The organism is Pseudomonas sp. B14-6 (assembly GCF_013260315.1).
GTDB classification, from domain to species: Bacteria; Pseudomonadota; Gammaproteobacteria; order Pseudomonadales; family Pseudomonadaceae; genus Aquipseudomonas; species Aquipseudomonas mandelii.
The window spans coordinates 503,924-528,473 of record NZ_CP053929.1 but is presented as its reverse complement, the minus strand read 5'-3'; the positions used below and the strand labels follow the sequence as shown (position 1 = coordinate 528,473).

Sequence of the window (24,550 nt, the reverse complement as noted above, 5' to 3'; positions counted from 1 at the left end):
CAACGCGTTCGTCCTGCTACGCTTTTGAAGCCTCCCATGGAATCGGGCGATAGTGACCCATACGGATCCACTTGACTGTTGAGGTTGCGCGATGTGAGAGCCCAACTTATCAGCGCCGTCATTACCCTGACCATGATCGGAGTGACGACGTATGGGTTTATAGAATGGAACACTGGCGAACGCGCGCGCCGGGATGCAGTGTGCAAGGCAGCTCGACAGCACAAGGAAGAGGTGGAAATTCGAGCTCGAGCGATGGCTGCCGGGCTGTCTGTCGATGCTTACGCCGAAGCCGAGAAAGCCGAAGTCGGCAAATTGGTCAGTTCCCTGGATACCGCGAAGAATGATGCCGAGGTTGAAGCCGTCATAGACGCACACGCTGCCGAGTTGAAGGCGCAGGACGCCGCCACCGACGCGGAGCTGAAAAACCAGGGCAGTCAGCAATTCCTCGAACAGAAGTTCAAGGAACAGCGGATCACCACGGACATCAAGCAGGAAATTGAACGGGCCGAGAAGGCCGTGACGGATGCTTGCCGTTAGACCCCACTGACCGCTACCGCTGCGGCGCAACCATCCGAAACCGGATAATGATGTCGTCGGAAACAACCGTGTCGCCCCATTCACCCTCGCCGACCTTGAAGTCGCTACGCTTGAGCGTTAGCTGGCCATCGAAGATCCCGATGGCCTCCTCCTCTTTCAGGAGGACCGGAACGGTCACCTCACGGGTGACACCTCTGAGCGTCAGTTTGCCGGTGATCGAATAGCGGTGGTCACCCAGCGCGTTCACGGCGGTCGATTCAAACGTCGCCTCGGGATACTTCTGCGTGTCGAACCAGGCGGGCCTTTGCAGTTCGGTGTTTGCGTCTTCGCTACCGGCATCGATGCTGTCGAGCTGGATGGTCAGCGCGGCACGGCCCTCCTCGGGGTTGTTCGTGTCGAAGTCGAGCGTGGCCTTGAACGTATCAAACGTGCCGTACACCCGCGAGCTGAACTGGTTGTACGTAAAGGAGATCGTGCTGGCGGTTTCATTCACTTGCGTGTATTCGGCCGCTTCGGCACCTGGAGAAAAGCCGAAGGCAAGCGCAGCAGCCAGTACGGAAAACGACGGGAATCGAGTGTTCATGGGGCGCTCCAGTCGTGGCACACGCTGGCCAGACAGGTGGACTAAAGCAAAGAACCACCGTTTATTCCACCAGGCATTGAGACTTCCGACCTCCTGTCGGCAACGTGCACCAGCGCCCGATACGGCCACCTGCACAGGTGTTTAATGATTCAAGCACTCACCGCTTCGGGAGACAGGACATGAAAATCGTCGTCATCGGCGGCACCGGGCTGATCGGCAGCAAGCTCTGCCAGAACCTGCAGGATCTGGGGCATGAAGCCTTGGCGGCGTCGCCAAGCACCGGCGTCAATGTCATCAGCGGCGAGGGGCTGACGCAGGCGTTGAAAGGTGCGGACGTGGTGGTCGACGTGTCGAACTCGCCCTCGTTCGAGGACCACGCGGCGTTGCACTTCTTCGAAACCGCCGGGCATAACCTGATCGCGGCGGAGAAAATCGACGGCGTCAAACACCATGTTGCGCTGTCGGTGGTCGGCACCGAGCGGATGCTCGACAGTGGTTACTTCCGGGCGAAAATGGCCCAGGAAAAACTCATCAAGAAGTCGGGCATTCCCTACACCATTGTGCGGGCCACGCAGTTTTTCGAGTTTATCCATGCCATTGCTCACTCCGGGCGCGAGGAAGGCGACACCATTCACTTGACGTCCGCCGCGCTGCAACCGGTGGCCTCGGCCGATGTGGCGGCGGCACTGACGGACATCGCGTTGAAAGCACCGATCAATCAGACCGTCGAAGTGGCCGGCCCTGAAAACCGCCCGCTCATCGAGTTCGCGAGCGACTATTTGAAGCACACCCGGGACCCACGCCAGACCGTCGCGGACGACACGGTTCCTTACTTCGGTGCGCCGATCAATGACCAGTCGCTGACACCAGGTGCCAATCCCATTGTCGGCGCGACCCGGTTTCAGGAGTGGCTTGAGACCCACTAGGCGACAAAGCCAGGTCAAATATGAGGCGTGGCCGTTGCGCTAGGCCACCGCCTCGATCAACTGCATCGGCGTCATCTTCGTGACCATCATCATCACGATCACAAACATCCCCGCAAAACCCATCACGCCCATCCAGAACCACTTCTGGTAGACCGACCGGTATTGCGCGTCGAGCCCCTCGCCCGTCTCCACCGCGCTCAACGCCATCCCGTGCAGCCGCTTCTGCAGCACCAACACCGGCAGCCACAATGACCCCACGCACAGGAAAATGATCAACGAGGTCAGAATCCATTCAGTGCTCATGGGCAGCCCGGACACTTTCATCAGCAGGTAGCCGGAGACGATCTGAATGAAGCCTGCCGGGGTGGTAATCCAGGTGTCGAAGCGCACCACCATTCTGGCGACGTGCGCGATCACTTGCGGGTTGGCTGTGCGACTGGCCGCGATCAGATAGAGGTAGGAGCCCATGCCGAACCCGAACAGGAAAATCGCGGCAATGACGTGCAGGTACTTCAGGCACAGATAGAGCATGCTCAGCCCTGCTCGTCAGAAAAGCGCACGGACAGCTGCAGATTGGCGGGGTCGTTGATCGCGGCCATGTACTCGTCGACGCTGATCTCGCCCACGCAGGGACGGGCGCCGGGTGCCGGCACGTAACCCGCGCCCCGTTTTGCTACCAGGGCGACAGCCGCGCAGCTCGGGATTTCAGGGCCCTTGTCATTGTGCGCCGTCAATTGCACGGTCATGGACAGCGGTTGCCCGTCAACGCCCTGCCCTTCGACGTCGATGTACATCGCACTCAAGCCATCACCGAATCGCTCAAACCACGTCCCCCAACGATGCAGCCTTGCCGCCCACGCCGCGGAGTCTCGCACCAGCCCGATTCTCAACGCTTCGGCGAGCACGTAGTTGACCACGCCACCGAGTTTCAGGCCCGAACCTGCCTTGAAACTCAAGGTATGGGCGCCGTAACGGGCCGCGAAGATATCCATGTCCGGCACATCGACATTGGACAGGACACGAGTCCCCAATTGCGGCATCTTGCGCAGGGTCAAATCCTGCCAGCCCGACACTTCGTGCACCTGGCCGTTCTTGAGCTGCTTGATTGGTTTGCCCGCATAGGCCAGCACCCCTTCGACGGTCGAGAGGCCGGGCATCTTGGCCGAGGAAGAAATGCCATGCGCGATCGAGTCGATGCGTTTGAAGCGATATCGATAGTGGTCGATGAGCGCCGACGACAGCGTCGGCACCGAACTGCACCCACTGAGAACGGCCACGCCGGCCTGTTTTGCGCTCGCGTCGAGCACATCAATGCCATTGACGAAGGTGCGGCAGTCAGCCAGATCGCAGTAGTTCACGCCCGCGTCGATGCAGCTTTGCGCGACGGCATAGGATTGCCCCTGAAACGGGCCGCCGGTGTGCACGACCCACTGGATGCCCATCGCGCTCAGCGCGGAGCCGAACGCACTGCCCATGGCATCACCGCACCAACTTTCACAGACACGGCCGGACTGGGTTTTCAGTTCATTGACCTGGCGCTGCAACTTGTGTGAGTTACGACCGGAGACCACCAGCTCTACGTCTGGCATCGCAACTAAATGCCTGCAAACGATGCTGCCGAAATTTCCGTAGCCACCGACCACCATCACCCTGAGTGTCATTCAACGCTTTCCTTAACCATTGGATCATGTAGCCAACCCGCCCGGGACCGGGCGCGGCAAAGCTTTACTGATATCGAACGGACAGGCAAGCCGCGAAGCACCGCTAGCCATAAGCGAGCATCCATTCACCGTGCCCGCTTACAGTTACGCGCCAAGATGGCGGCAAAAAAAAAGCGACCTTCTCAGTGCAGGCCTATATTGCCTTGCACTAAGAAAGTCGCCACTGCCAGGCTTTAAAACAAGCCCGCCAGACTTACGCGCTGAACGGGCCTAGCACTGGCTCGCAACGGTCCGCGCAGAGAAAACGGCGTAGTCCTGTTGTTTGACTCGCTGAGTCAACACCAGCATGGTCAGGAAACCCAACGCGATCAGCACCGGATACGCCATCAACAGTTCGGAAAGCGAGTATTTCCAGGCCAACGGGCGACCGACGCCCAGCATGGCCGCGTACATCCACGACACCGCCGACAGCGAGCCGCAAAACAGCGCCAGCATCCGTGCGCTGAATCCGAGATCGAGCAAGGAGCCGGCCTTTTGCAAAGCGGGCAATACCAGGCGATGCAACAACATGCCGTTGTAGGTCAGCAACATGACAATAATGACTTTGGCTTGAAGTTTTGGGTTCATGAAGTAGTTCATACCTTTATCCAGGTAATCAATTCCCATGACAGCGATACCGGTTACCCATAACGCGATTAACGCAACCACCACCGACTTCTGCAGACTTTCCATGTGAGCATGATCATGCCCAGTGGACGTTTTCCGTTTCAATAAATCTTTAACCATTGCAATATCACTGGTCAACACCAGACCAATAGCCACGCAACACGACAATAAATGAACGTAAATAACGCCCAGCCGCAAAAATTCCATACATTCTTTGTTTTCCAACAGGCTCATAATTGTATTTATCGCCACGGTAAGTTCCCCACCTTATTCGATAGTACAGATCGGTTCTTCAACAGGGCATTTCGCTCTTCAAACCCTGTGCGATCTTACTTTTTATAAGATATGCCAAATCGTCGACCTGACACTGCTTAGCCCATTGAATTACCTGGCAATTCAATGACCGGCTTAGTTATTACCTCCTGAATTTCAGATAAAAAAATCCCCATTTGCATTCACTGCACATGAGGTTTTTTTCCACTTCTTTTTTACGACAGCATTAGCACGTCATGGTGACATGCTGAAGTATCAGAGGGCGCAGAGGCTAGAATGTTCATTTTTTGAGCAGACTACCGACAAACGGTTACTTCAGTTAAAGCAACTCATCCCGACGGTAAGTCGGCAACTTCCCGGAAAGCCGCATGATAACTGGCCCGCGTAAATTAGATGAGCGCCAGATACTTCCATTGGATCCATTAGTTGTTGCATTACTTACGATAAGTGCCTGAGAAACCCGCTCTCATTCGCTGTCCTCACCGCTGAAACAGTCGGACTTTTTAACGCAAGCGGATTTACGACAATGACCCGGCCGTTATCAGTCTCCGATCACCGTCGCGAGCGGTAACCAGACGCACACTTCAAAACCCTCTTGTCGACCGGTTGCAGGAGAGACCAATTTCATACTCGCGTTGACCCCTTGGACAATAGTTTTGGCGATCGCCAGCCCTAATCCAGAACCGCTTATTTCACTGTGACCTCGCACAAAACGCTCGGTCAGGTGCTGCAACACCGACGCCGGTACCGCCGGGCCGCCATTGACTACCCGCAGTTGGGCCTGTTCGGTGAGGCTGACTTCGATCGGCTGGTCGGTGGCGCCGTACTTCAGCGCGTTCTCGATCAGGTTGCGCAACAAGATGCCAAAGGCATCCGGGTCGATGTTCGAGTACACGCTGGCCTGCCCTGGCAAATGCAATTCAATGCGCTGGCCGCTGCGCTGGTTCCACTCATCAACGCCATGGGCCAGCAACGGAATCAGGTCCTGAGGCGTTTCGGACAACAGCCCCCGCCCTCGGCCTTGGCCAATTGCATGAGCTTTTCCGAAAGCCGCGCCAGCTCACGCAAGGCGTTTTCGATCTTCGCCGCCCGCACCCGCAACGGACCTTCGGGCGCCTCGTGGTGCAAGCGCTGGATCTGCGCCAGGGTCGCGGCCAGTGGCGTGCGCAGTTCATGGGCGCTGTTGGCGGTAAAACTGCGCTCGGCCTCCAGAGCCTTGCGCAAGCGCTCCAGCAGGTGGTTGACCGCCTCGGCCAACGGATCGATTTCTGCGGGCAGGCGGGCCACCTTGATCGGCGACAGATCCCCCACCCCACGCGCCTCGACCGCCCGACGATACGCCAACACACTGCGCAGGCTGATCCGCACGAACAACCAGGTGCCCAACAGGCTGACGGGAATCAGCGCCAACAGCGGCAACAACAAGGCAAACAAAGCCTCCCGCGCGGCTTCACGGCGATGACCCAGCGGCTCGGCGATCTCAATGAACAGCGTCTCGCGTAACGCACTGGCGCCATACAAGCGGTACTTTTCAGAAGTGGAAAATCCCTCGGTCGGCCGCTTACTGAAGATCTTCGGGTTGGCGTCGTGGGACTGCATCAGGATCTTGCCGCTGGCATCGCGCACCAGGTATGTCAGGTATTCGTTGTGCATTTTCAACGTCGCAACGTGCTGCGCTTCACGGGGTTCCTCCCGGTTGCTGATTTCCAGCACGGCCAGCGGCAAGATCCGTTGCGCGGTCTCTTCCAGCGCACTGTCGAACGCCTCGTTCAACTCATGTTGCACCACCAGCCAGGCGCCGACAGTCGCGCCCAGCCACAGTAAGGTCATGCCCAGGGTCAGCCCCAGGCCGAGGCGTTTTTGCAGGCTCGAAGAAGACTTCATGCAGCCGCCAACCGGTAGCCCATGCCGCGCACGGTTTCAATCAGATCGCGCCCCAGTTTTTTACGCAGACGGCTGATGTACACCTCGATGGTATTGCTCTCGATTTCGGCACCGAAGGCATACAGCCGCTCTTCGAGCTGCGACTTGGACAACAACGCGCTGGGGCGCTGCACGAACGCTTCGAACAGCGCCCATTCCCGGGCCGTCAGGTCCACGGTGGTGCCGGCACGCTGCACGGTGCGGGCGCTCATGTCGACCTGCACATCACCAAGTCTGATCTGCGGATTGGGGTTGCCGCTGTAACGGCGGGCCACCGCCGCCACACGGGCCGAGAGTTCAAACAGGTCGAACGGTTTGACCAGGTAATCGTCGGCCCCGGCATTGAGGCCGGCGATGCGATCGGAAATCTGATCCTGGGCCGTCAGGATAATCACCGGGGTCACGTCCCCCGCCGAGCGCTGCTGACGCAAAAAATCCAGCCCGCGACCGTCCGGCAGCATCAGGTCCAGCAGGATCAGGTCGTAAGGCGTGGTGCGCACGCTGTTGCGCGCATGGTCCAGGCGCTGCACCCAATCGACGGCGTGACCGTCATCGGCGATCTGTTCGCGCACCGCTTCCCCCAGCCCTGGGGCGTCCTCGACCAATAAAACCCGCATCTGGCACCTCCTGTGGTGGTTGTCGTGCCGCACCTTAATCGCCTTACCTGACGTGAATCTGAAGATTCAGCTGGTTGTCAGGAATGCACCTTAGGGTATGCCACAGACGCCGACCTCGGCAGGAGACAGATCATGAAATCAGGTTTTATTGCCCATGCCGCGCTGTTGGGCCTGCTGCTTAGCGGTTTCGCCATGGCCGACGACGACTGCAGCGACCCGGTGAGCGACTGGCAACCGCGCGAGACTTTACGACAGCAGGTCGAGCGGCAATACGGCTGGAGCGTGCAACGCATCAAGGTCGACGACGGTTGTTACGAACTCAAGGGGTTGGACCGCAAGGGCAACGCCATCGAAGCCAGCTACTCACCGGCCTCGCTGCGCCTGCGCACGCTCGAGATCCATTTCCGCGACGACGGCGATGCCAGGGATTATCTCGGCAGCCCGCTCACCGAATGACGCCTCACCCGTCGATGAGTTTTTCCTGCGATTCAGGTTGCTGTCAGCAAGCAGGTCCAGGCTCTCGACCTAACGATCACAAGGACACCCTCATGAAAAAGATCATCGCAGCCACCTGTCTCGCCGGCGCCATTGCCCTGCCGGGGTTGGCCCAGGCCCGGGAAGTAACCCTGACCACCCAGCTCAAGGACTACAGCGGCAATGATGCCTACCTGGCGATCTACGTGACCGACGCCAACGGCCAATACCAGAAAACCCTGTGGGTGGCCGGCAAGAAGGCCAAGTACTACAAACACCTGGGCGACTGGGCCCGTGGCAGCGGGATGAACCCGAGCGAGTTTGACGGCGTCAGCGGCGCCAGTGTCGGCAGTGGGCGCACGCTCAAAGTCAGCGTCGAACTGGCAGACACCCTGATCGATGCCGGGTATCAGATCCGCATCGACAGTGCCGTCGAGGACAAACGTGACGCCCGCGCCGATGTCAGCGTGCCCCTGACGTCCAAGGGCGCAGGCCAGCCGGCGACCGGCAGCACCTATGTCGAGTCCTTTACTTACGATTTGTAGCACCTGCCCTTTCTGGAGGCTGAACATGCTTCGCCAGTCCCATTCCCTGTCCGGCCTGATCGCCGCCCTGTTGGTCATGCTGTTGGCCATCAGCGGCGCGATCCTGTCGGTCGACCCGGCGCTGGAACGCTTGCACAGCACCCCCACCGCGGCCGGGCAACTCAACGTCGGTCAATTGGCCGGGCGTGTGGCCAATCACTTTCCGGGCGTGGAGCAGATCCAGCGAACAGCGTCCGGGACGGTCATCGTCTACTACAACCAGAACGGTCAGGCCGGGGCTGAAACGGTCGACCCACTGACTGGCGAAGGCCTCGCGCCTTATGCGCCCTCCGGGTTCACGCGTTGGGTGAAAGAGCTGCACCGCTCGATGTTCCTTGGTACGCCGGGCCATGGGGTGTCGGGTGTCGGCGCGTTGTTCATGCTGATGCTGTCAGTGTCCGGCGCGCTGTTGCTGGCCCGACGCCTGGGTGGCTGGCGCAACCTGCTGCGGCCACTGCGCGGCACGTTCAACCAACGCTGGCATGCTGAAGTCGGACGACTGGCTTTGCTCGGGCTGCTGCTGTCGGCCTTGAGCGGGCTGTATATGTCCGCCACCACCTTCGGCTTTATCGCCGACGGCAGTCAGAATGAACCCGCCTTCCCCGCCCACGTCAGTGCCGGGCCGGCCTTGCCGGTGGCGAGCCTGCAAGCCTTGCAGGCCACCGATCTGAATGACCTGCGCGAACTGGTCTACCCCAGTCCTGGCAACCCGAAGGACGTGTTTTCCCTGCGCACGGCCCAGGGCGACGGCTACGTGGATCAGGCCAGCGGCGCCTTGTTGTCCTACCAGGCCCACGACTCGATGCACAACCTCTACGAATTGATCTATCAGCTGCACACCGGTGAAGGCCTGTGGTGGCTGGGCCTGCCGCTTGGGCTCTGCGCCCTCTGTGTGCCGTTGATGAGCGTCACCGGCCTTCTGCTGTGGTGGCGTCGGCGCAAGGCGAGCCCGAACATCCGCCACAACAGCCCTGCCCACTCTGCCGACAGCGTGATTCTGGTGGGCAGTGAAAACAACAGCACCTGGGGCTTTGCCAAGACCTTGCATGACGCCTTGCACCTGGCCGGACACCGAGTGCATAGCGCGGCGATGAATCAATACGCCAACGACTACCGCAGCGCCCAACGCGTGATCATCCTCACCGCGACCCACGGTGACGGCGACGCGCCAGCCTCGGCTTCGCAGTTCATGGCGCGGCTGGCCAAAACCGGTCTCAAGCCCGGCCTGCCCTTTGCCGTGCTGGGCTTTGGTGACCGCCAGTTTGCGCAGTTCTGTCAGTTCGCCCATCAGGTGCAGGACGCGATGTTGCAAGCCGGTGGCTCGCCGTTACTGGGGCTGGAAACCGTCAACCGCCAATCCTCTCAGGAATTTGCACGTTGGGGCCACGCGCTGGGCGACGTGCTCAAACATGACCTGACACTGGTCCATGCCCCGCAGCGGCCACAGACCCATCCATTGCTGCTGACAGAGCGCATCGTCTATGGCGAACAGGTGAACGCACCGACCCACGTCTTGCGCTTCAAGGCACCCGGTGCGCTGCCGGACTTCCTGGCCGGTGACCTGGTCGGGATTGTGCCTCCGGGCAGTCCGATCCCCCGTTTCTACTCGCTGGCCAGCGGTTCGCAGGACGGCGTGCTGGAAATCTGCGTGCGCAAACACAACGGCGGCGTGTGCTCGGAATTCCTTCATGGCCTGGACATCGGAGCATCGATCGAAGCGTTTATCCAGCCCAACCCGCAATTTCGCCCGGCGTCGGGCGCGCACCCGGTGATCCTGATCGGTGCCGGTACCGGCATCGGTCCATTGGCCGGTTTTATCCGCAACAACACGGCCCACCACCCGATGCACTTGTATTGGGGCGGGCGCAACCCGGCCTCGGACTTCCTCTACGAGCCGCAACTCAAGCAGTACCTGGCCGACCGGCGCCTGACGGCATTGCGCGCCGCCTTCTCTCAGGTTCAGGACCGCTGCTACGTGCAAGACCGGCTGATCGGCGATGCCCAGGCCCTGCGTCGACTGATTGAAAAAGGCGCCCAGGTGCTGGTGTGTGGCAGTCGCGAAATGGCCAAAGGCGTGATGCACGCCCTCGATGAGGTGTTGGCACCTCTCAACCTGACGGTGCTGACCCTCAAGGCACAAGGACGCTACCGTGAAGACGTCTACTGAGTTGCAGCGCTACAGCCTGAACGGCGAAACCATGGGCAGCCGCTACACCGCCCTGTTCTATGCCGGGGCCGGAATCGATACCGACGAAGTGGGTCGTCACTTGGCGTGCGCGGTGGCCCGGGTGGACCAGCAAATGTCCACCTGGAAACCCGACTCGGGCCTCAACCGCCTCAATGCCGCCCCCGAGCAGCAATGGATTACGGTGCCCCAGGAACTGGCAACGGTGCTGTCAGCGGCACTGCGTGTCAGTCAGCAATCCGGCGGCGCCTTCGACATTGCCGTCGGTGATCTGGTGAATGCCTGGGGGTTCGGCCCCGCAGAACCGACCGTTACAGAACAGGCGCGCGCGACGATGCCGCCGCGCACCCGGCTGTCAGCCAGCGCCGCGTTGGTGGTCGACCCGTTACGCAATCAGGTGCGCAAGCGCGCGCCACTGCACCTTGATTTGAATGGCATCGCCAAGGGGTTTGGCGTCGATGAGTTGGCCCGTTGCCTGGATGGTTTTGGCATCACCCGCTACCTGGTCGGTATCGATGGCGAGATGCGCGCCCGGGGCGTCAAACCCGATGGCCAGTGCTGGACCGTGGCGGTGGAAAAGCCTGACCGGGGCGTGCGTGAAGTCATGGGTGTGATGGAACTTGGCGACGCCGCGATCGCGACCTCCGGGGACTACCGACAGTGGGTCGACGTGGCCGGTCAAGCCTATGCTCATACCATGAACCCGGCCACCGGCGCGCCGCTGTGCAACCCGCTCGCCGCCGTCACTGTGGTGGCTGCTTCGTGCATGCTCGCCGATGCCTGGGCCACGGCGCTGATGGTGCTGGGTGAAACCGAAGGGCCACGTCTGGCACAGGAACGCGGGATGGACGCGCTGTTCGTGCTGCGCGACGGCCAACAATTCAAGGAAATATCCATTGTCGGCGGCCAGTTGCAGGCGCAGATTGAAACCCGCCCGATGTGAACCGCCCAATGACAGTGAGTCGCGCTCAACCATGAAATTCATGCACAGACACACCGAGTCCCACCGCAGTGATCGTATCGGCTGGCTGCGCGCCGCCGTCCTTGGGGCCAACGACGGCATTGTCTCCACCGCCAGCCTGCTGATCGGCGTCGCCGCCGCCAACGCCAGCCACGCCACGTTGCTGGTCACGGGCATGGCGGGGCTGATGGCCGGCGCCATGTCCATGGCGGCAGGCGAGTACATCTCCGTACACTCCCAGGCGGATACCGAGCGTGCCGATTTGTCCCGCGAACGGGCCGAGCTGGCCAGTGACCCGAAAGCCGAACACATCGAGCTCGCCAACATCTACATGCACCGTGGCGTATCACCCGAACTGGCGCATCAGGTGGCCGATCAATTGATGGCCCATGATGCGTTGGGTTCGCACGCCCGGGACGAACTGGGTATCAGCGCCACCCTTACCGCCAAACCCTTGCAGGCCGCCCTGGCTTCCGCCGCCAGCTTTGTGGTGGGTGCCGCCCTGCCCCTGGCGGTGACGTTTGTCGCACCGGAGCACAGCGTGGTACCCTGGATATCGGGCATGTCATTGGTGTTTCTCGGGACGCTGGGCGCCATTGCCGCCAGGGCCGGCGGCGCCAAGGTCATCACCGGTGCCTGGCGGGTGACCTTTTGGGGCGCGTTGGCCATGGCGGTTACGGCACTGGTGGGGCACTTGTTTGGCGCTGTGGTCTAGCGCGCGTCCCTCCTGCAAAAAACAAAGGGCGCCCCCTTAGTGAAAAGGGGCGCCCTTTTTACGCTGCCAACCTAAACCACGCCGACGAAATCGCTCGCAGTAAGGGCCACATGCCCGACCAGATCAATCTGGAAGTCGGCGCCATTGCCGCTGTTCACATTGCCCTCCACATAGGTGTGATCGACCCCGCCGACATTAACGAAGTGGTACTTCAATTGCGCCTGGTTGTTGAACTCATTGCCGGCGCCGTTCCACTCGCCGAGGAAGGTGAAGTCCTGATTACCGGCGGAACCTGCGCCGGAGGTCCGGGCATCGATCAGGGACAAATCGATGCGGTCTTGCCCTTGGGTAAAGTCGGTAATTGCATCTCGGGTAAGGGTTGACGTACCTGAATCTCCAATGGCCGAGAAGACAAACAGATCATCGCCCGCTCCACCAGTCAGGGAGTCCCGGTTCGCGCCACCGACCAGAGTATCGTTGCCACCACCACCGCCGAGCGTGTCATTGCCTCCCAGGCCTGTCAGCACGTTAGCGCCACCGTCACCGGTCAGGGTGTTGGCGCCACTGCCGCCGATCACATTCTCGATACCGGTCAAGGTGTCATTGCCGGTTTGCGAACTGCTGGCAAGGCCGGTGAGCAGGTTGACCGATGCGTTGGCGGAGGTCCCCGACAGGTCGTAGGTATCGGTGTCGCCACCGCCGTCGTAACTGTCGTTGCCGTCATTGAGCGACGCTTGGAAGGTGTCATTGCCAAGCCCACCGAACAGGCTGTCCGTGCCTTGCCCGCCAATCAACGTATCGGCGCCGCTGCCACCGTCCATCCAGTCATTGCCGCCCTGGCCTTGCAACAGGTTGCTGACCCCGTCGCCCTGAATGTGATCGTTGCCCGAACTGCCGGTGACGTTCTCGATGCCGGTCAGACTGTCGCTGCCAGTCTGGGCACTGGTTGAGGTGCCGGCCAGCAAGTCCACCGTGGCCGCCGCCGACGTGGCCGACAAATCATAGGTGTCGACATCCGCACCGCCGTCATAGTGGTCGTTGCCATCGTTCAAGGAGGCCAGAAGCGTATCGTTGCCCGCGTCCCCGAATACCGTGTCATTACCCGTCAAGCCAGTGAGCTGGTTGTTGCCGCTGTTGCCATTGATAACGTTGTCCAGTGCGTTACCGGTGCCGTTGATGTTGTTCGCCCCCAGCAAGGTCAGGTTTTCAACGTTGGCGCCCAGGGTGTAGCTGACCGACGACATGACAGTATCGGTGCCCTCGTTCAGATTCTCCTGAACCACATCGCCATTGGCATCGAGCATATAGACATCATTGCCGGTATTGCCACGCATTGTGTCGTTGCCCGTGCCGCCGTCCAGCACGTCGGAGCCCAAGCCACCGTTGAGGATGTCATTGCCCGAGTAGCCCATCAGGATGTCCTGAAAGTTGGTGCCATTGAGCGTGTTGTTGAAGAAGTTGGTGCCCTCGATCAAGCGCCCGACTGCCTCCGACGGGGCCGACGTCAGCTGTTCCACCGAGCCGCTGTCATCGGTGTACGTGGTGATCACCCGCAGTTGCTGGCCGAACTGCGCCGAGGTGGGCGCAAAGGTTGACGCATTCGCCCCGGTGATACTCAACCAGGTCGCTCCCACCAGCGCTTGCCACTGATAGGAGAACCCGCTTGGCCCAGGCAAGCCGTCGGCGTCCTGGATGGCCGAGGTGTTCGCGGTCAGCCGGTATTGGGCCGGCACCGGACGACTTGGCGTGGTCGGTGAAGTGGCATAGCCCGACAGCACCACATTACCGGTCGGCAGATGATTGGTGATGCTCAGGTTGACCGTGCGGTCGGCGAAGCCCAGTTTCTCCACGCCAACCACAATGTCGCTGCCATCGCGGCCCGCCACGCTGTCGGTGATCTTGAAGGCGGTGATGAGCCCCTGATGCTGGGTCAGAAAGTTGATCCTCTGAATCGTGTATTCCGACCGGTTGCCCGTAAACATTGCCATGTCCGACACGCCTGCCGTGCCACCGTCACCGACCGTGACGCTATCGGCGAGATCGGCAGGATTGGTACTCGCAACCCCATTGCGCCACAAACGGGTGACCTGGCTACCGCCTAATTCCAGATTCTCGAAAGTGGCCGACTTCAGCATCTCGGTGAAGTGCTTGTCGTAGCCAGGCCCCACCGCGTCCAGCAGGCCGTTGGTGCCGATAAATCCGGCAGCACGGTAATTGGCGCCATCCTGATAATTGTCGTAACCACCGGCGTAGGTGCCGATCAGGCTGTCCAGACGGATGCCGTCACCGACGATCACGTCGTTGCCAATGCCGCCGACCAGCTTGTCATTGCCGCTGCCGCCGATCAGCCAGTTGCCGCTCGCATCACCCAGGATGGTGTCGTTGTTCTGGCTGGCAATGACCCCTTCAATACCGACCCACGCAGGGAACGGAGTGGTCAAGTCGATGGCCACCGCCGGGTTTTGTTGGGTCGAGAAATCGATCGTGAGACCTTGGGGGCCTTGGCATGGTCGCTGAAGTCGATCAAGTCGAATCCAATGCCCTTGCCATCGTTGCCCAGGTCGGTCTTGCCGTCGCCACCCAGTACTTCGTCCGGCCCACCGCCCATGGCTTGGGAGAAGGCCCCCGGGCGCAAGATATCGTCGCCATCGAGGCCGCCCGAAATATCCTGGTCGTCGCCGGCGATGATCAGGTCGTCACCGCCGTCCCCCACAGCAGATCACCACCGGCACCGCCGTCAAGGATGTCGTTGCCATCACCACCGTGGGTGAAGGCATCGGTATCGCCTTCGCCGAACAGGAAGTCGTCACCCGATTCGCCCGACAGCTTGTCGATGCCGACACCGCTGTGCAGGATGTCGTTGCCTTCGCCGCCAATGATCTGGTCGATGCCCGCCGCAGCCGTGGCGGATTGTTCGCCGCTCACGTAGTCGTCACCGGCGCCACCGTCCAGCAGATCGCCGCCATCGCCGCCGTAGATGCGGTCGTTGCCATCACCGCCGTACAGGCGGTCGATACCGTTGCCGCCGTAGATTATGTCGTTGCCGCCTTCGCCATAGACCGTATCGTCACCGCCCCAGGCGTAAATCAGGTCGTTACTGTCGCTGGCCACTATCACCTCGTGGGACTCGGCACCGCTGTTCAGCGTGCCGTCGAGATTTCCCCCTCCGTTGATCGCCGTGGTGCCAGAGGTCGCGGCGCTGTCTTCGACACGGAAGTCACGGATGTACTGCACGCCATTGACGGTCACGATGTCGCCGTTGTTGGTGGTGGCATTGCCCCGGGTTGAATAAACGCCCAGCGACTGGTGACCAATCACCGTAATGCCATCGGCGGCGTAGAGAGGATGAGCATCCTCGTAAGCCTTGATCGCATCGGCGTATTTGTGCTCAGTCTTGGCATTGGCGACCTCGTTCTGCGCCAGGTCGTAGTACTTGTCGGCATAGGCGAAAACGCTGCCATTGAGGTGCTCGGCGCCAGTGTTGCGCTCGACGATGTCCTTGAACTGTTCATTGACGATGCCCTCGCCCATCTGCAACTGGTCCAGGCGATAGAGGTAGTAAAAGCGGTCGCCGTTCATCAGTCGGCTGATCTGGTCGACAAACACCGTGTCGAAGGTTTCACCCAGAATGCCCCCGGTGACGTGCACCTCCGCCAGGCCGCCCAACCAAGTGTCGATGTGTTGAAAGCCGTCGACGCCATAGCTACCCGCGTCAGCGGGCTGTTGAAGGTGTTGTTGAGGAAATCCAGTGCTTGGTTGTACGTATACCCTTGGGCTTCGGTGCTGCCTTCGGAGATCGTGCCGTTCTCCAGACCGATCAGCGCGGCGGCGCGTGCGACGTTGCCGTCGAACGAATAAGCCGCAATGAAATTCACCAGGTTGTCCGGGTGGATCATGTTGGCGCCAAAGTCGGCCCAACTGCTGTATTCGCTCAGGCCGATGGCCGCGCGGAACTCATTGAGTGTAGGGATGCCGACGTCGCGGCCACGGGCGATGTTGATCGCAGCCAGGTCCAGCGGCTGGCCGAGCAGACCCTGGTTCAGCGCTGGCGTGACATATTCGTCAACCTCGTTCGCCTGTTGGTGGGTCATGCCCAGGGCGATAGCGGCCGCGCCCTTTTGCGCAAACAGCTCAGGGGTGAGGAAAGCTCGCTCGAGTGCAACGCGCATCACACCGCTGGTGATGCCTCCCGACGGATCAATCAGGTCGATTGATTCGCGCAGGGTGCTGTGGCCGAAGCGGTAGGCCACTTGCGAGAAGTCCAGGCTCACATCGGCTTGTTCGCCGCTGTTGTAGCCCACGAACTCGGCGATATTGGGTGTGATGGTTCGGGCAAACTGGTCCACCGCCGTATGCTGATACTCCATCTCGACCGTGATTTTGGCTGCATTGAACAGTTTGTTATCGTCCCAGGCGATGGCACCACCGGCGTAAACGTAATTGCCTTGTGCATCTTCGTAGTGATTGCCGACCACGCTCACCCCGGCCGCCACGACATCTGTCGCCTGGGTGACCACCGATACCTGCCACTCATGCAGCAGGTCATGGTTGTAAGTACCCGCCTGATCGAGCCGCTCCTGACGCAAGTCCTCGACCGCAACGGCTTCCTGAATGTTGCGCACCTGGAAGTTGTGCTCTTCGTGCCACACATGGTGTACCGCAGTCAGACCGATGTTCTCGTTCACTCGGCCGTCACCGGCAATGTAGTGATCGCCCACCGCCGCCATCAACAGCTCGCCGACGGCGGCGTGCACTTCTGGAGTGAGTGCGATCACGGTGGGTCCCGCCTGCATCGATGTCTTGATGCTGAAGTCGCTGAAATTCACCCACAGCGCCAATGCGCTGGCTCCCGTCAGCGTCACCGCCGGTGATCCCGGGCCCATGGCGCCGGCCGGCAGTTTCAGTTCCAGGTAACCATCATTGGGGCCAGCACCGTCGACATAGGCGAACTCATAACCGGCGCCCAACGCCAGCGCCGCAGCCTGGAGGGTCGCAATATTGGCCTGGAAATCAGTCGCAGCCTCAGGGTTCAACGGGTTCTTGAAGTGCGCCTCGTCGAAGCGCGGGTTCATATCAAGAATCAGCGCCTGGCCAGAGTTGCCGGCCTCGGCCCCGGTTTCCACGTTGCCAGCCGCGTCGCGATTGCGCAGATCGAGCACGTCTTCCCAGGTCAAGTCAGCACGTTGGGTGAGCATCAGGTGCGCACGCAGTTCGTTCAGCGTAGGCAGCGTGGCGTGCGTCGTTTCGCCAAACGCATTCGTCCAGGCGACCGACGTGTTGCCGTCCAGCATTTGGGCGCCGGCATGGTAGGTGATACCGCCATCGGTGGACACCCACGCTCGCAGCAGATCGGTGACTTCCTGGTCGGAGCCATAGGTCTGGCTCTGATCAATATAGGGCGATGTGTGGTTGTTCCATTGCGGTGTACCGTCGGCGGTGAAGCCGCTCACATCAGCGCGGGAAATCACGATCTTGGTGGCAGGCTGGCCGGTGGTGGGGTTGATCACGCCATAGAGCGGATCGTCCGGGGACAGGTTGATCGTGATTTTGGTGCCGTCTGCGCCCTTGCCGATGAAATCGAGGCCGTGATCGAAAAACTGGCCGAACAAGACAAACCAGCCATTGACCGGTGACACACCAGGGTTCTGTGCGCCGATGAAGAACTCATCATTTGGCACAGACGAATACGCTTGTACGTTGGCGCCGGTCAGCGGGTCAGTGACCGGATTGCCATTGCCATCCAGCTGCCAGACCGGATTGCCGTTGGCATCGAACTGCAAGTCATAGCCGCGTTGGGCGTCTTGCTGGCCGAGCGCTTCCAGCATGCCGTAGTCAGTCACCTGGGTGAAACCGTTGACGTCCTTGACGAGGTGAGTGCTACCGGGCTCCGTCTGGAAGGTAACGTCTGCGGTGGTGACTAACCGGCTAATCATGCGCGGCGTGTAATCCACAACGTCGTGAGCGGGAGACGCCTCATTGATCGGCGTCGCGAGGTTGTCGCCTCGCTTGGTGTAGTCCGCCGCCGCAGGGTCGGGGCTGGTTGTAAACGTATTGGCGTAGAACGCGTTGGGGTCGCTGCCAAGTCCCGCCATGGGCTTGACGTAATGATCGAACGACACCGCCATGCGTTGCAGGAAGGGTTGATCGGCTGATCCCCAAGTGGCATTGACCAGGTACAGGTTGTTGTTAAGCCCCGACGGATCGCGCAGGCCTTGAGAGGCCGTCACCGACGCGTAGGAGTGACCATACATCGCAAGGTTACTGTCAATCTGGGCCTGGCTCAGGGGTGTGCTGCCTGGATCGTAGATTAACCGGTGTTGCGCATCGTATATCGCACTCGACCCGCTCCAATCGACAATCGCGTTGCCATCCGCATCGTAGAGCGGACGAAAATCAATCTGATCCCGCATGAAGTCCAGATCGGAAAGATTGAATCGAAAAGGTTTCAAAATATAGCGCGTGGCCATGATATTTCACCTGTCAAATTGGGTTTCAAACTTCAGATCCGTCATGACTGACCTGGCCTTGATCCCAACCTTTCGGGCAGCCTGTCAGCTGGATTCCAAATCGTTAATTCGTCATCTAAAGCATCGTGGAGGTGAACGAACAGCGATAGATGCGAAGGTCCAATCAAGAATCGGGACCTAAGTCGCAGGTGCAAACCTGACCTTGGTCGGCCACTGAAGTACGAATCCCCTGGTTTGGCAGGCCGTTCCAGGCCACACAACAAGCCGTCGGGTGCTGTACTGATTGTCCATCTATAGTGAGCCTGTTCGTACAGGCAGCTTGAACATGACACGCTGCGGATATCCGGTGACGCGCAGGCTGTTCAATCAACGTCGAGCTATGACCAGGGAATTGAAGCGATGGCAAATGACTCAAAAGCCCACCCGGAAACCGAGACGTTTGTCGCTGAACCGAGTGAGATCCCGGACGGGACGATACCTGGACCTGATCGTCGTCGGAATCCGATGCGCAGCCGACTGATAGTTCAGGCACGCAAGCTAAGCCGCTCTACGCAGTTCGTGATTGCCGCCGCACTGATTCTGGGGCTGACGATGTTTTTCGTCGGCGAACTGGTCAGTGAGCGAATAGAGAGAGCCGCCGTACAAAGCGCCGCAGAGGCCGGCGCACACTACATGGAAGCGTTTCTGGAGCCCTATGTGCAGGAGCTGAGTCGCGAAAATGTCCTCTCGACCGAAAGCGTCAAATCCTTGGACCGCTTGATGGAGACCCACTCACTGAAACGGCACATCGTCTCGATCAAGATCTGGCGACCCGACGGCACGGTGGTTTACAGCACAGATAAATCCATTACTAATCGCAAGTTCCCGATGGAAGAGATTGCCGATGCGCTCAAAGGCAACGTGGTGACCGACCTCGAGGATCTTAAACAGGAAGAGAACCAGTTCGAGCGCAATATGAATGTGCCGCTCTATGAAATTTATGCACCGCTGCGCGAGTTCAATACCGGAAAAATCATTGCCGTGGGCGAGTTCTATGAAAAGGCCGACAGCCTGGAACAGGAGATCAGGCGCATCCGCCAGCAGGTGTGGATGGTCGTGGGCGCCGCGACACTGGCGATGCTGACGCTACTGTTCTTCCTCGTGAGGCGCGGTGACACGATCATCCAGCGCCAGCAAGTGGCTTTGAGGCTGCGGCTACTGGAGCAAACACGGTTGCGCATCAGTAATGCCGCGCTCCAGCGCAAGATGACCACGGCGACTGAGGAGTTCTCGCGGATCAACGAACTGACCCTGCGCCGCATCGGTGCAGACCTGCATGATGGGCCGGCACAGTTGTTGACCTTGATACTGATCCGGCTCGATGACCTGGCCGAGAACTGCACGGCAGTCGATCAGGAATCCCTGGAAACCATCCGAGGTGCAGCCACCGATGCATTGCGTGAGGTGCGGGAATTATCACGGGGTCTGGCGCTTCCGGAAATCAACGACCTTAGCTTGCAGGAGGAGCTTCAACTGGTGGCTCAACGACACGAGCAACGCACCGGCACCAAGGTCAAATTAACCCTGGGGGTGCTGCCCGAGGAGGCTTCACTGCCACTCAAATTGTGTCTTTACCGGTTTGTGCAGGAAACCCTCAACAATGCCTACCGTCATGCCCATGGCCACGGCCAGGCCATCAGCGCGGATTACATGGACGGGTTGCTACACATCAGCGTCAAGGACAATGGACCGGGCATGGCGGCTGACGCCATGGTGGTCGACACAGCGGGCAGAATCCGACTGGGGCTGGCCGGTTTGCGTTATCGCGTTGAATCCCTGGGAGGACTGTTCAGCATCGACTCATCCGCTGCCGGCACTTCGGTAAATGCACAGTTCAAGCTTTAGTCAGGGGCCACCCTATACATCCAAGTGAGAATTTACTGTCCCGATGCGCAGGCGATCCATAGCCTCGCGCTCCCAATAGCGGCGCAGGGCGGTGACAGCCTCGACACGGTTGCGGGCATGCAGCTTTTGCATCACGCAAGTCATGTAGTACTTGACGGTTTTTTCGCTGATCAAGAGTTTTGAAGCGACTTCCTTATTGGTCAAGCCCATTGAGACTTCACGAATGATCTGCTCCTCCCGATGGGTGAGGTCGATCTTGCGGACTTCGGCTTCATGCTTTCTGAAGTTGCTCAGCAGCTTTTTGGCAAATTCAGGGGTGATGTACGTTTCACCCCTGGAGATCGAGCGAATTGCCAGCACCAGATCCGGTCCGCTGATCCCTTTCAACACATAGCCACGAGCCCCCGCTTCGAGCGCTGAATAAGCGTCATCTTCGGATTCGGAAACTGTCAGCATCAGCACCTTCACGTCCGGCAGTTGGGTCGAAATGTACCGCACGGCAGCAAACACATCGCCCGGCATATTAACGTCCATCAGCATCACGTCCGGTCTCAATCGCAGAGCGATGTCCCGGGCTTCGTCCGCGCTGCCCCCCTGCTCCACGACTTGTAAGTCCGTCCTCTTCCTCAGCGTATTGGCCACGCCTTCACGCAACATAGGGTGGTCATCGACAATGCCAATCCGGATGAAAGGGTTCATGACGCGCTCCTGACAGGGTCAATTACTCGAACACTATTGATTAATAGCAGCTAACCCCGGCGGATGCAGGGCTCTGGTCGCAAGCGCCGCAGGCTTCGAGGACGATAACTAGACTTAAGTCGCACGAAATTTGATCGCCAACAAGCCAACTTCATTACAAGCGCCAGACAGTACAGCGCCCAACCCATTGTTTTTAAACACTGTCAAAAGCGTCAATAAAATATTGACGCGTAAAAACTGGATCGGGACGTCATCCGACCAACAGTCGTTCTCCTACGCTGAGGTACATAAAACCACGGCATTGGACCCTTCCGATGAACAAGAAAAACCAGCGGCGATCCGAGTTTGCCGAGTTGCTTTTTCGGTTGCGCCATACGTTCTATTCGCTGGCGGGATTCAGTGGTGTCATCAACGTGCTGATGCTGGCGCCGGCCATTTATATGCTGCAGGTGTATGACCGGGCGCTGGTCAGCAGCAATGTCACCACGCTGCTGATGCTGACCCTTCTGATGATCGGTTTGTACACCTTGATGGCCATACTGGAAGTGGTGCGCACGCGGGTGCTGATCCGAGTCGGCAATCGACTGGACATGGCCCTGAACCGTCGCGTGTTCACCGCCGCTTTCGAGCGCAATCTGCAACGCACCGGCGGTAACCCGGCGCAAGCCCTGCAAGACCTCGCGCAAGTACGCCAGTTTCTTACCGGCAACGGGCTGTTTGCGTTCTTCGATGCGCCGTGGACGCCCATTTACCTGTTCGTCGCCTACCTGATCCACCCCTTGCTCGGGATCGTCACCCTGTGCGGTTCGCTGATTCTGGTGTCCCTGACCTGGCTCACCGAAATCGCCACCAAAAAGCCGTTGAACGAGGCGAACCTGGCGTCACAAATCTCAGGTACTTTCGCCAACAACAATTTGCGCAACGCCGAAGTCATTGAAGCCATGGGCATGTTGCCTGCCATCACCCAGCGCTGGTTTGGCAGCCACCTGCGGATTCTCGAAATGCAAACCCTGGCTTCCGATCGGGCTGCCTACATCAGCGGCCTCGCGCGTTTCGTGCGGATCACTCTGCAATCGCTGATCCTCGGCACCGGTGCCCTGCTGGCGATCGAAGGCTCGATCACCCCAGGCATGATGATCGCCAGCTCGATCCTCAGCGGCCGCGCCCTGGCCCCCGTGGAGCAACTGATCGGCGCCTGGAAGCAATTGCTGACCAGCCGCCGCGCCTGGTCGCGGCTCAAGCAACTGCTGCAGGAGTTTCCACCCCGGGCCGATGCGATGAAGCTGCAACGGCCCTTGGGCATGCTCTCGGTTGAACACCTGCACGCCGGGGCGCCGGGCATGAGCCAATCGATCCTTCGCGGACCGCACTTCAACCTGTCGCCGGGTGAATCCCTAGGCATCATCGGCCCGTCCGCCTCGGGCAAATCAACCCTGGCACGGCTGCTGGTGGGCATCTGGCCGGCGCAAAGCGGCAAAGTGCGGCTCGACGGCGTGGACGTCTACCTGTGGAACAAGGAAGAGCTCGGTCCCTGGGTCGGTTACCTGCCCCAGGACGTGGAGTTGTTCGAAGGCACGATTGCCGACAACATCGCCCGTTTCGGCGCAGTCGACAGTGATGCCGTGATCGTGGCGGCCAAGCGGGCCGGTGTGCACGACATGATTTTGCGCTTTGCCCACGGTTATGACACGACCCTGGATGTAGACGGTAACCCGCTGTCCGGTGGACAGCGCCAGCGTATCGGCCTGGCCCGTGCACTTTATGGTGAACCGTCGATCATCGTGCTCGATGAGCCGAACGCCAACCTTGACGACGCCGGGGAAAAAGCCCTGATCGAGGTGCTGGAAGACCTCAAGTCCCGGGGGTGCACCACGGTGCTGATCAGCCACCGTCCGAGCATCCTCGGCACCGTCGACAAAATCCTGATGCTGCGCGAAGGCAGCACGCAATTGTTCGGCCCCAGGGACGAAGTGTTTGCTGCACTGCGTCAAACCAGCGTGCTGCCCGTCGGCGCACCCACCCTGTCAGCCGTTCGCGGGAGAGAATAAATGGGCGCCTTGAGTCTTGATCCTCGTAGCCAGGAATTGGTCCGCGCGGCGGCCAATATCGATATCAACGACCACCGCCTGGCTCGTTGGGGCGTGCTGCTAGTGATCCTCGGCTTTGGCGGATTTCTGCTTTGGTCATGGCTGGCCCCGCTGGACGCCGGCATCGTCGCCACCGCCACGGTCAAGGTCACCAGCAACCGCAAAGCCATCCAGCACCTTACCGGTGGTAGTGTCGAAGCGATTCTGGTGCGCGAAGGCGACAGCGTCAGCAAGGATCAGGAGCTGGTTCGGCTCGACGCCACCCAGGCGCTCTCGGAACAAGGGGTGGTCAACGCTGAGTTCATCGCCACCAAAACCATGGAAAACCGTTTGCAAGCCGAGCGTGACGGCGTACCCGAGGTCATCTTCGACCCCGCCATGTTGCAGCGCTACGCCGGCAGCGAGCACCTGAACAATGCGATCCTCCTGCAACGGCATTTGTTCACCACGCGCCGCGCCGCCCTTGAGGGCGAGATTGGCATCCTGCGCGAATCGCAAAACTCCGCCGAAGCACAGATCAAAGGGTTGCAACACGTCTACAGTGCCCGCTCGACACAGCTCGGGTTTCTCAATCAGGAACTGGTCGGGATACGGCAACTGGCCGCCGAAGGCTATGTGCCGCGCAACCGTATGCTCGAACTGGAACGCACCGGTTCTGATCTCAATGCCTCCCAGGCCGACAACCTCAACAACATTGCCAGGGCGCGGGGCCAGGTCGCCGAAATCAAGTTGCGCATCCTTCAGCGGGGGTTCGACTACCGCAAGGAAGTGCAGTCGCTGCTGGCCGATGTGCAGAAGGAAAACAGCGCCCTGACCGACCGGTTGCAGGCCCTGGATTATCAGGTCCGGCACACGGTGATCCGTTCGCCCATCGACGGTGTGGTCCAGGGCCTGAACGTCTCGACCATCGGCGGCGTGATCGCGCCCGGTTTCAAGATCATGGAAATCGTGCCGGCCCACGAACCGTTGCAAATCGACGCGATGGTGCCGGTGCAAGCCATCGACCGGATGACGCCAGGCCTGCCGGTGACCATCTCGTTCCCCGCGTTCAATCACGTGCAGACACCGAACATTCCGGGCCAGGTGCTGACCATTTCCGCCGATCGCCTGGTCAGCGACGACAACAAACAACCCTACTACCTGGCGCAGATCGAAGTGACGCACGCCGGCATGGCCATGCTCGGCAGCAATCACATCCGCGCGGGCATGCCCGCATCAGTCACCATCAAGACCGGTGAACGCAACATGCTCAGCTATCTGCTGAAGCCGCTGCTGGACCGAGTCAACAGTGCGTTCAAGGAGCAATGA

The 24,550-nt window shown here is 60.0% G+C and carries 20 protein-coding genes and 1 pseudogene; 10 read left to right on the top strand and 11 right to left on the bottom strand.

What is annotated here, in order from left to right:
* Positions 1-93 precede the first annotated feature (93 nt).
* Positions 94-537 carry a hypothetical protein gene (locus HP062_RS30915; RefSeq protein ID WP_256666076.1) on the top strand — a complete coding sequence of 148 codons (444 nt, stop codon included), beginning with the start codon at positions 94-96 and terminating at the stop codon, positions 535-537.
* Positions 538-550: 13 nt separating this feature from the next.
* Here the strand turns inward: HP062_RS30915 and HP062_RS02415 are convergent, their stop codons facing one another.
* Positions 551-1,120 carry a YceI family protein gene (locus HP062_RS02415; RefSeq protein WP_172790748.1) on the bottom strand — a complete coding sequence of 190 codons (570 nt, stop codon included), beginning with the start codon at positions 1,118-1,120 and terminating at the stop codon, positions 551-553.
* A gap of 179 nt (positions 1,121-1,299) precedes the next feature.
* On the opposite strand from HP062_RS02415, the gene HP062_RS02410 reads away from it, so the two are divergent.
* On the top strand, positions 1,300-2,046 hold the full coding sequence (locus tag HP062_RS02410; RefSeq protein WP_010459367.1) for an SDR family oxidoreductase: 747 nt from the start codon (positions 1,300-1,302) through the stop codon (positions 2,044-2,046).
* A gap of 39 nt (positions 2,047-2,085) precedes the next feature.
* Here HP062_RS02410 and HP062_RS02405 read toward each other — a convergent pair whose 3' ends face one another.
* The 5 genes and pseudogenes from HP062_RS02405 to HP062_RS02385 form a co-directional block, all read right to left on the bottom strand.
* On the bottom strand, positions 2,086-2,577 hold the full coding sequence (locus HP062_RS02405) for a DUF2269 domain-containing protein (protein WP_010459366.1): 492 nt from the start codon (positions 2,575-2,577) through the stop codon (positions 2,086-2,088).
* A 2-nt stretch (positions 2,578-2,579) separates the two neighbouring features.
* Positions 2,580-3,707: a saccharopine dehydrogenase NADP-binding domain-containing protein gene (locus HP062_RS02400; protein WP_102593872.1), complete on the bottom strand. Its 1,128-nt coding sequence runs from the start codon at positions 3,705-3,707 to the stop codon at positions 2,580-2,582.
* A 270-nt stretch (positions 3,708-3,977) separates the two neighbouring features.
* Positions 3,978-4,625, bottom strand: coding sequence for a hypothetical protein (locus tag HP062_RS02395; protein WP_042932140.1), 648 nt, complete (start codon positions 4,623-4,625; stop codon positions 3,978-3,980).
* A 562-nt stretch (positions 4,626-5,187) separates the two neighbouring features.
* Positions 5,188-6,530, bottom strand: a pseudogene (locus HP062_RS02390) (sensor histidine kinase).
* Complete coding sequence (locus tag HP062_RS02385) at positions 6,527-7,186, bottom strand: response regulator transcription factor (protein WP_010459359.1); 660 nt, start codon at positions 7,184-7,186, stop codon at positions 6,527-6,529. Before HP062_RS02385 ends, HP062_RS02390 begins: the two are co-directional and overlap by 4 nt.
* A 132-nt stretch (positions 7,187-7,318) precedes the next feature.
* On the opposite strand from HP062_RS02385, the gene HP062_RS02380 reads away from it, so the two are divergent.
* The 5 genes from HP062_RS02380 to HP062_RS02360 all read left to right on the top strand — a co-directional run bounded on the left by HP062_RS02380 (position 7,319) and on the right by HP062_RS02360 (position 12,105).
* Positions 7,319-7,642, top strand: a complete 324-nt coding sequence (locus HP062_RS02380; RefSeq protein WP_154912524.1) for a PepSY domain-containing protein — start codon at positions 7,319-7,321, stop codon at positions 7,640-7,642.
* Between the two features lie 92 nt (positions 7,643-7,734).
* Positions 7,735-8,205, top strand: a complete 471-nt coding sequence (locus HP062_RS02375) for a DUF2271 domain-containing protein (RefSeq protein ID WP_010459354.1) — start codon at positions 7,735-7,737, stop codon at positions 8,203-8,205.
* Positions 8,206-8,230: 25 nt separating this feature from the next.
* A complete protein-coding gene (locus tag HP062_RS02370; RefSeq protein WP_172790747.1) occupies positions 8,231-10,411 on the top strand; it encodes a PepSY domain-containing protein in 2,181 nt (726 codons plus the stop codon).
* Complete coding sequence (locus HP062_RS02365) at positions 10,395-11,372, top strand: FAD:protein FMN transferase (RefSeq protein WP_256666075.1); 978 nt, start codon at positions 10,395-10,397, stop codon at positions 11,370-11,372. Before HP062_RS02370 ends, HP062_RS02365 begins: the two co-directional genes overlap by 17 nt.
* A gap of 31 nt (positions 11,373-11,403) precedes the next feature.
* Positions 11,404-12,105, top strand: coding sequence for a VIT family protein (locus HP062_RS02360; protein ID WP_010459348.1), 702 nt, complete (start codon positions 11,404-11,406; stop codon positions 12,103-12,105).
* 71 nt (positions 12,106-12,176) lie between these two features.
* On the opposite strand, the gene HP062_RS31285 is transcribed toward HP062_RS02360, so the two are convergent.
* From HP062_RS31285 to HP062_RS02340, 4 genes are read right to left on the bottom strand one after another with little or no spacing between them, the layout of a single operon-like run.
* Positions 12,177-14,546 (bottom strand): calcium-binding protein, encoded by a 2,370-nt coding sequence (locus HP062_RS31285; RefSeq protein ID WP_172790746.1) that lies wholly within the window; start codon positions 14,544-14,546, stop codon positions 12,177-12,179.
* Positions 14,543-14,818, bottom strand: coding sequence for a hypothetical protein (locus HP062_RS02350; protein WP_172790745.1), 276 nt, complete (start codon positions 14,816-14,818; stop codon positions 14,543-14,545). The genes HP062_RS31285 and HP062_RS02350 overlap by 4 nt, the downstream gene beginning before the upstream one ends.
* A complete protein-coding gene (locus HP062_RS02345) occupies positions 14,794-15,771 on the bottom strand; it encodes a calcium-binding protein (protein WP_172790744.1) in 978 nt (325 codons plus the stop codon). Before HP062_RS02345 ends, HP062_RS02350 begins: the two co-directional genes overlap by 25 nt.
* Entirely contained in the window at positions 15,684-18,572 is a 2,889-nt protein-coding gene (locus HP062_RS02340) for a peroxidase family protein (protein ID WP_218585111.1), read from the bottom strand. The genes HP062_RS02345 and HP062_RS02340 overlap by 88 nt, the downstream gene beginning before the upstream one ends.
* Positions 18,573-18,971: 399 nt before the next feature.
* Here HP062_RS02340 and HP062_RS02335 point away from each other — a divergent pair, with 399 nt between their 5' ends.
* Positions 18,972-20,456: a sensor histidine kinase gene (locus HP062_RS02335; protein WP_083377024.1), complete on the top strand. Its 1,485-nt coding sequence runs from the start codon at positions 18,972-18,974 to the stop codon at positions 20,454-20,456.
* A gap of 12 nt (positions 20,457-20,468) precedes the next feature.
* Here HP062_RS02335 and HP062_RS02330 read toward each other — a convergent pair whose 3' ends face one another.
* Positions 20,469-21,155 (bottom strand): response regulator transcription factor, encoded by a 687-nt coding sequence (locus HP062_RS02330; protein ID WP_010459343.1) that lies wholly within the window; start codon positions 21,153-21,155, stop codon positions 20,469-20,471.
* Between the two features lie 314 nt (positions 21,156-21,469).
* Here HP062_RS02330 and HP062_RS02325 point away from each other — a divergent pair, with 314 nt between their 5' ends.
* Together HP062_RS02325 and HP062_RS02320 are read left to right on the top strand one after the other, a co-directional pair.
* Positions 21,470-23,203, top strand: a complete 1,734-nt coding sequence (locus HP062_RS02325; RefSeq protein WP_154912522.1) for a type I secretion system permease/ATPase — start codon at positions 21,470-21,472, stop codon at positions 23,201-23,203.
* Positions 23,204-24,550, top strand: a complete 1,347-nt coding sequence (locus HP062_RS02320; RefSeq protein WP_172790743.1) for an HlyD family type I secretion periplasmic adaptor subunit — start codon at positions 23,204-23,206, stop codon at positions 24,548-24,550.

Coding starts and splice junctions, on each gene's coding strand:
- HP062_RS02370 (WP_172790747.1), top strand. CDS start 8,231: ATGCTTCGCCAGTCCCATTCCCTGTCCGGCCTGATCGCCGCCCTGTTG.
- HP062_RS02325 (WP_154912522.1), top strand. CDS start 21,470: ATGAACAAGAAAAACCAGCGGCGATCCGAGTTTGCCGAGTTGCTTTTT.
- HP062_RS02360 (WP_010459348.1), top strand. CDS start 11,404: ATGAAATTCATGCACAGACACACCGAGTCCCACCGCAGTGATCGTATC.
- HP062_RS02385 (WP_010459359.1), bottom strand. CDS start 7,186: ATGCGGGTTTTATTGGTCGAGGACGCCCCAGGGCTGGGGGAAGCGGTG.
- HP062_RS02340 (WP_218585111.1), bottom strand. CDS start 18,572: ATGGCCACGCGCTATATTTTGAAACCTTTTCGATTCAATCTTTCCGAT.
- HP062_RS02415 (WP_172790748.1), bottom strand. CDS start 1,120: ATGAACACTCGATTCCCGTCGTTTTCCGTACTGGCTGCTGCGCTTGCC.
- HP062_RS02320 (WP_172790743.1), top strand. CDS start 23,204: ATGGGCGCCTTGAGTCTTGATCCTCGTAGCCAGGAATTGGTCCGCGCG.
- HP062_RS02410 (WP_010459367.1), top strand. CDS start 1,300: ATGAAAATCGTCGTCATCGGCGGCACCGGGCTGATCGGCAGCAAGCTC.
- HP062_RS02330 (WP_010459343.1), bottom strand. CDS start 21,155: ATGAACCCTTTCATCCGGATTGGCATTGTCGATGACCACCCTATGTTG.
- HP062_RS02375 (WP_010459354.1), top strand. CDS start 7,735: ATGAAAAAGATCATCGCAGCCACCTGTCTCGCCGGCGCCATTGCCCTG.
- HP062_RS02380 (WP_154912524.1), top strand. CDS start 7,319: ATGAAATCAGGTTTTATTGCCCATGCCGCGCTGTTGGGCCTGCTGCTT.
- HP062_RS02400 (WP_102593872.1), bottom strand. CDS start 3,707: ATGACACTCAGGGTGATGGTGGTCGGTGGCTACGGAAATTTCGGCAGC.
- HP062_RS02335 (WP_083377024.1), top strand. CDS start 18,972: ATGGCAAATGACTCAAAAGCCCACCCGGAAACCGAGACGTTTGTCGCT.
- HP062_RS02405 (WP_010459366.1), bottom strand. CDS start 2,577: ATGCTCTATCTGTGCCTGAAGTACCTGCACGTCATTGCCGCGATTTTC.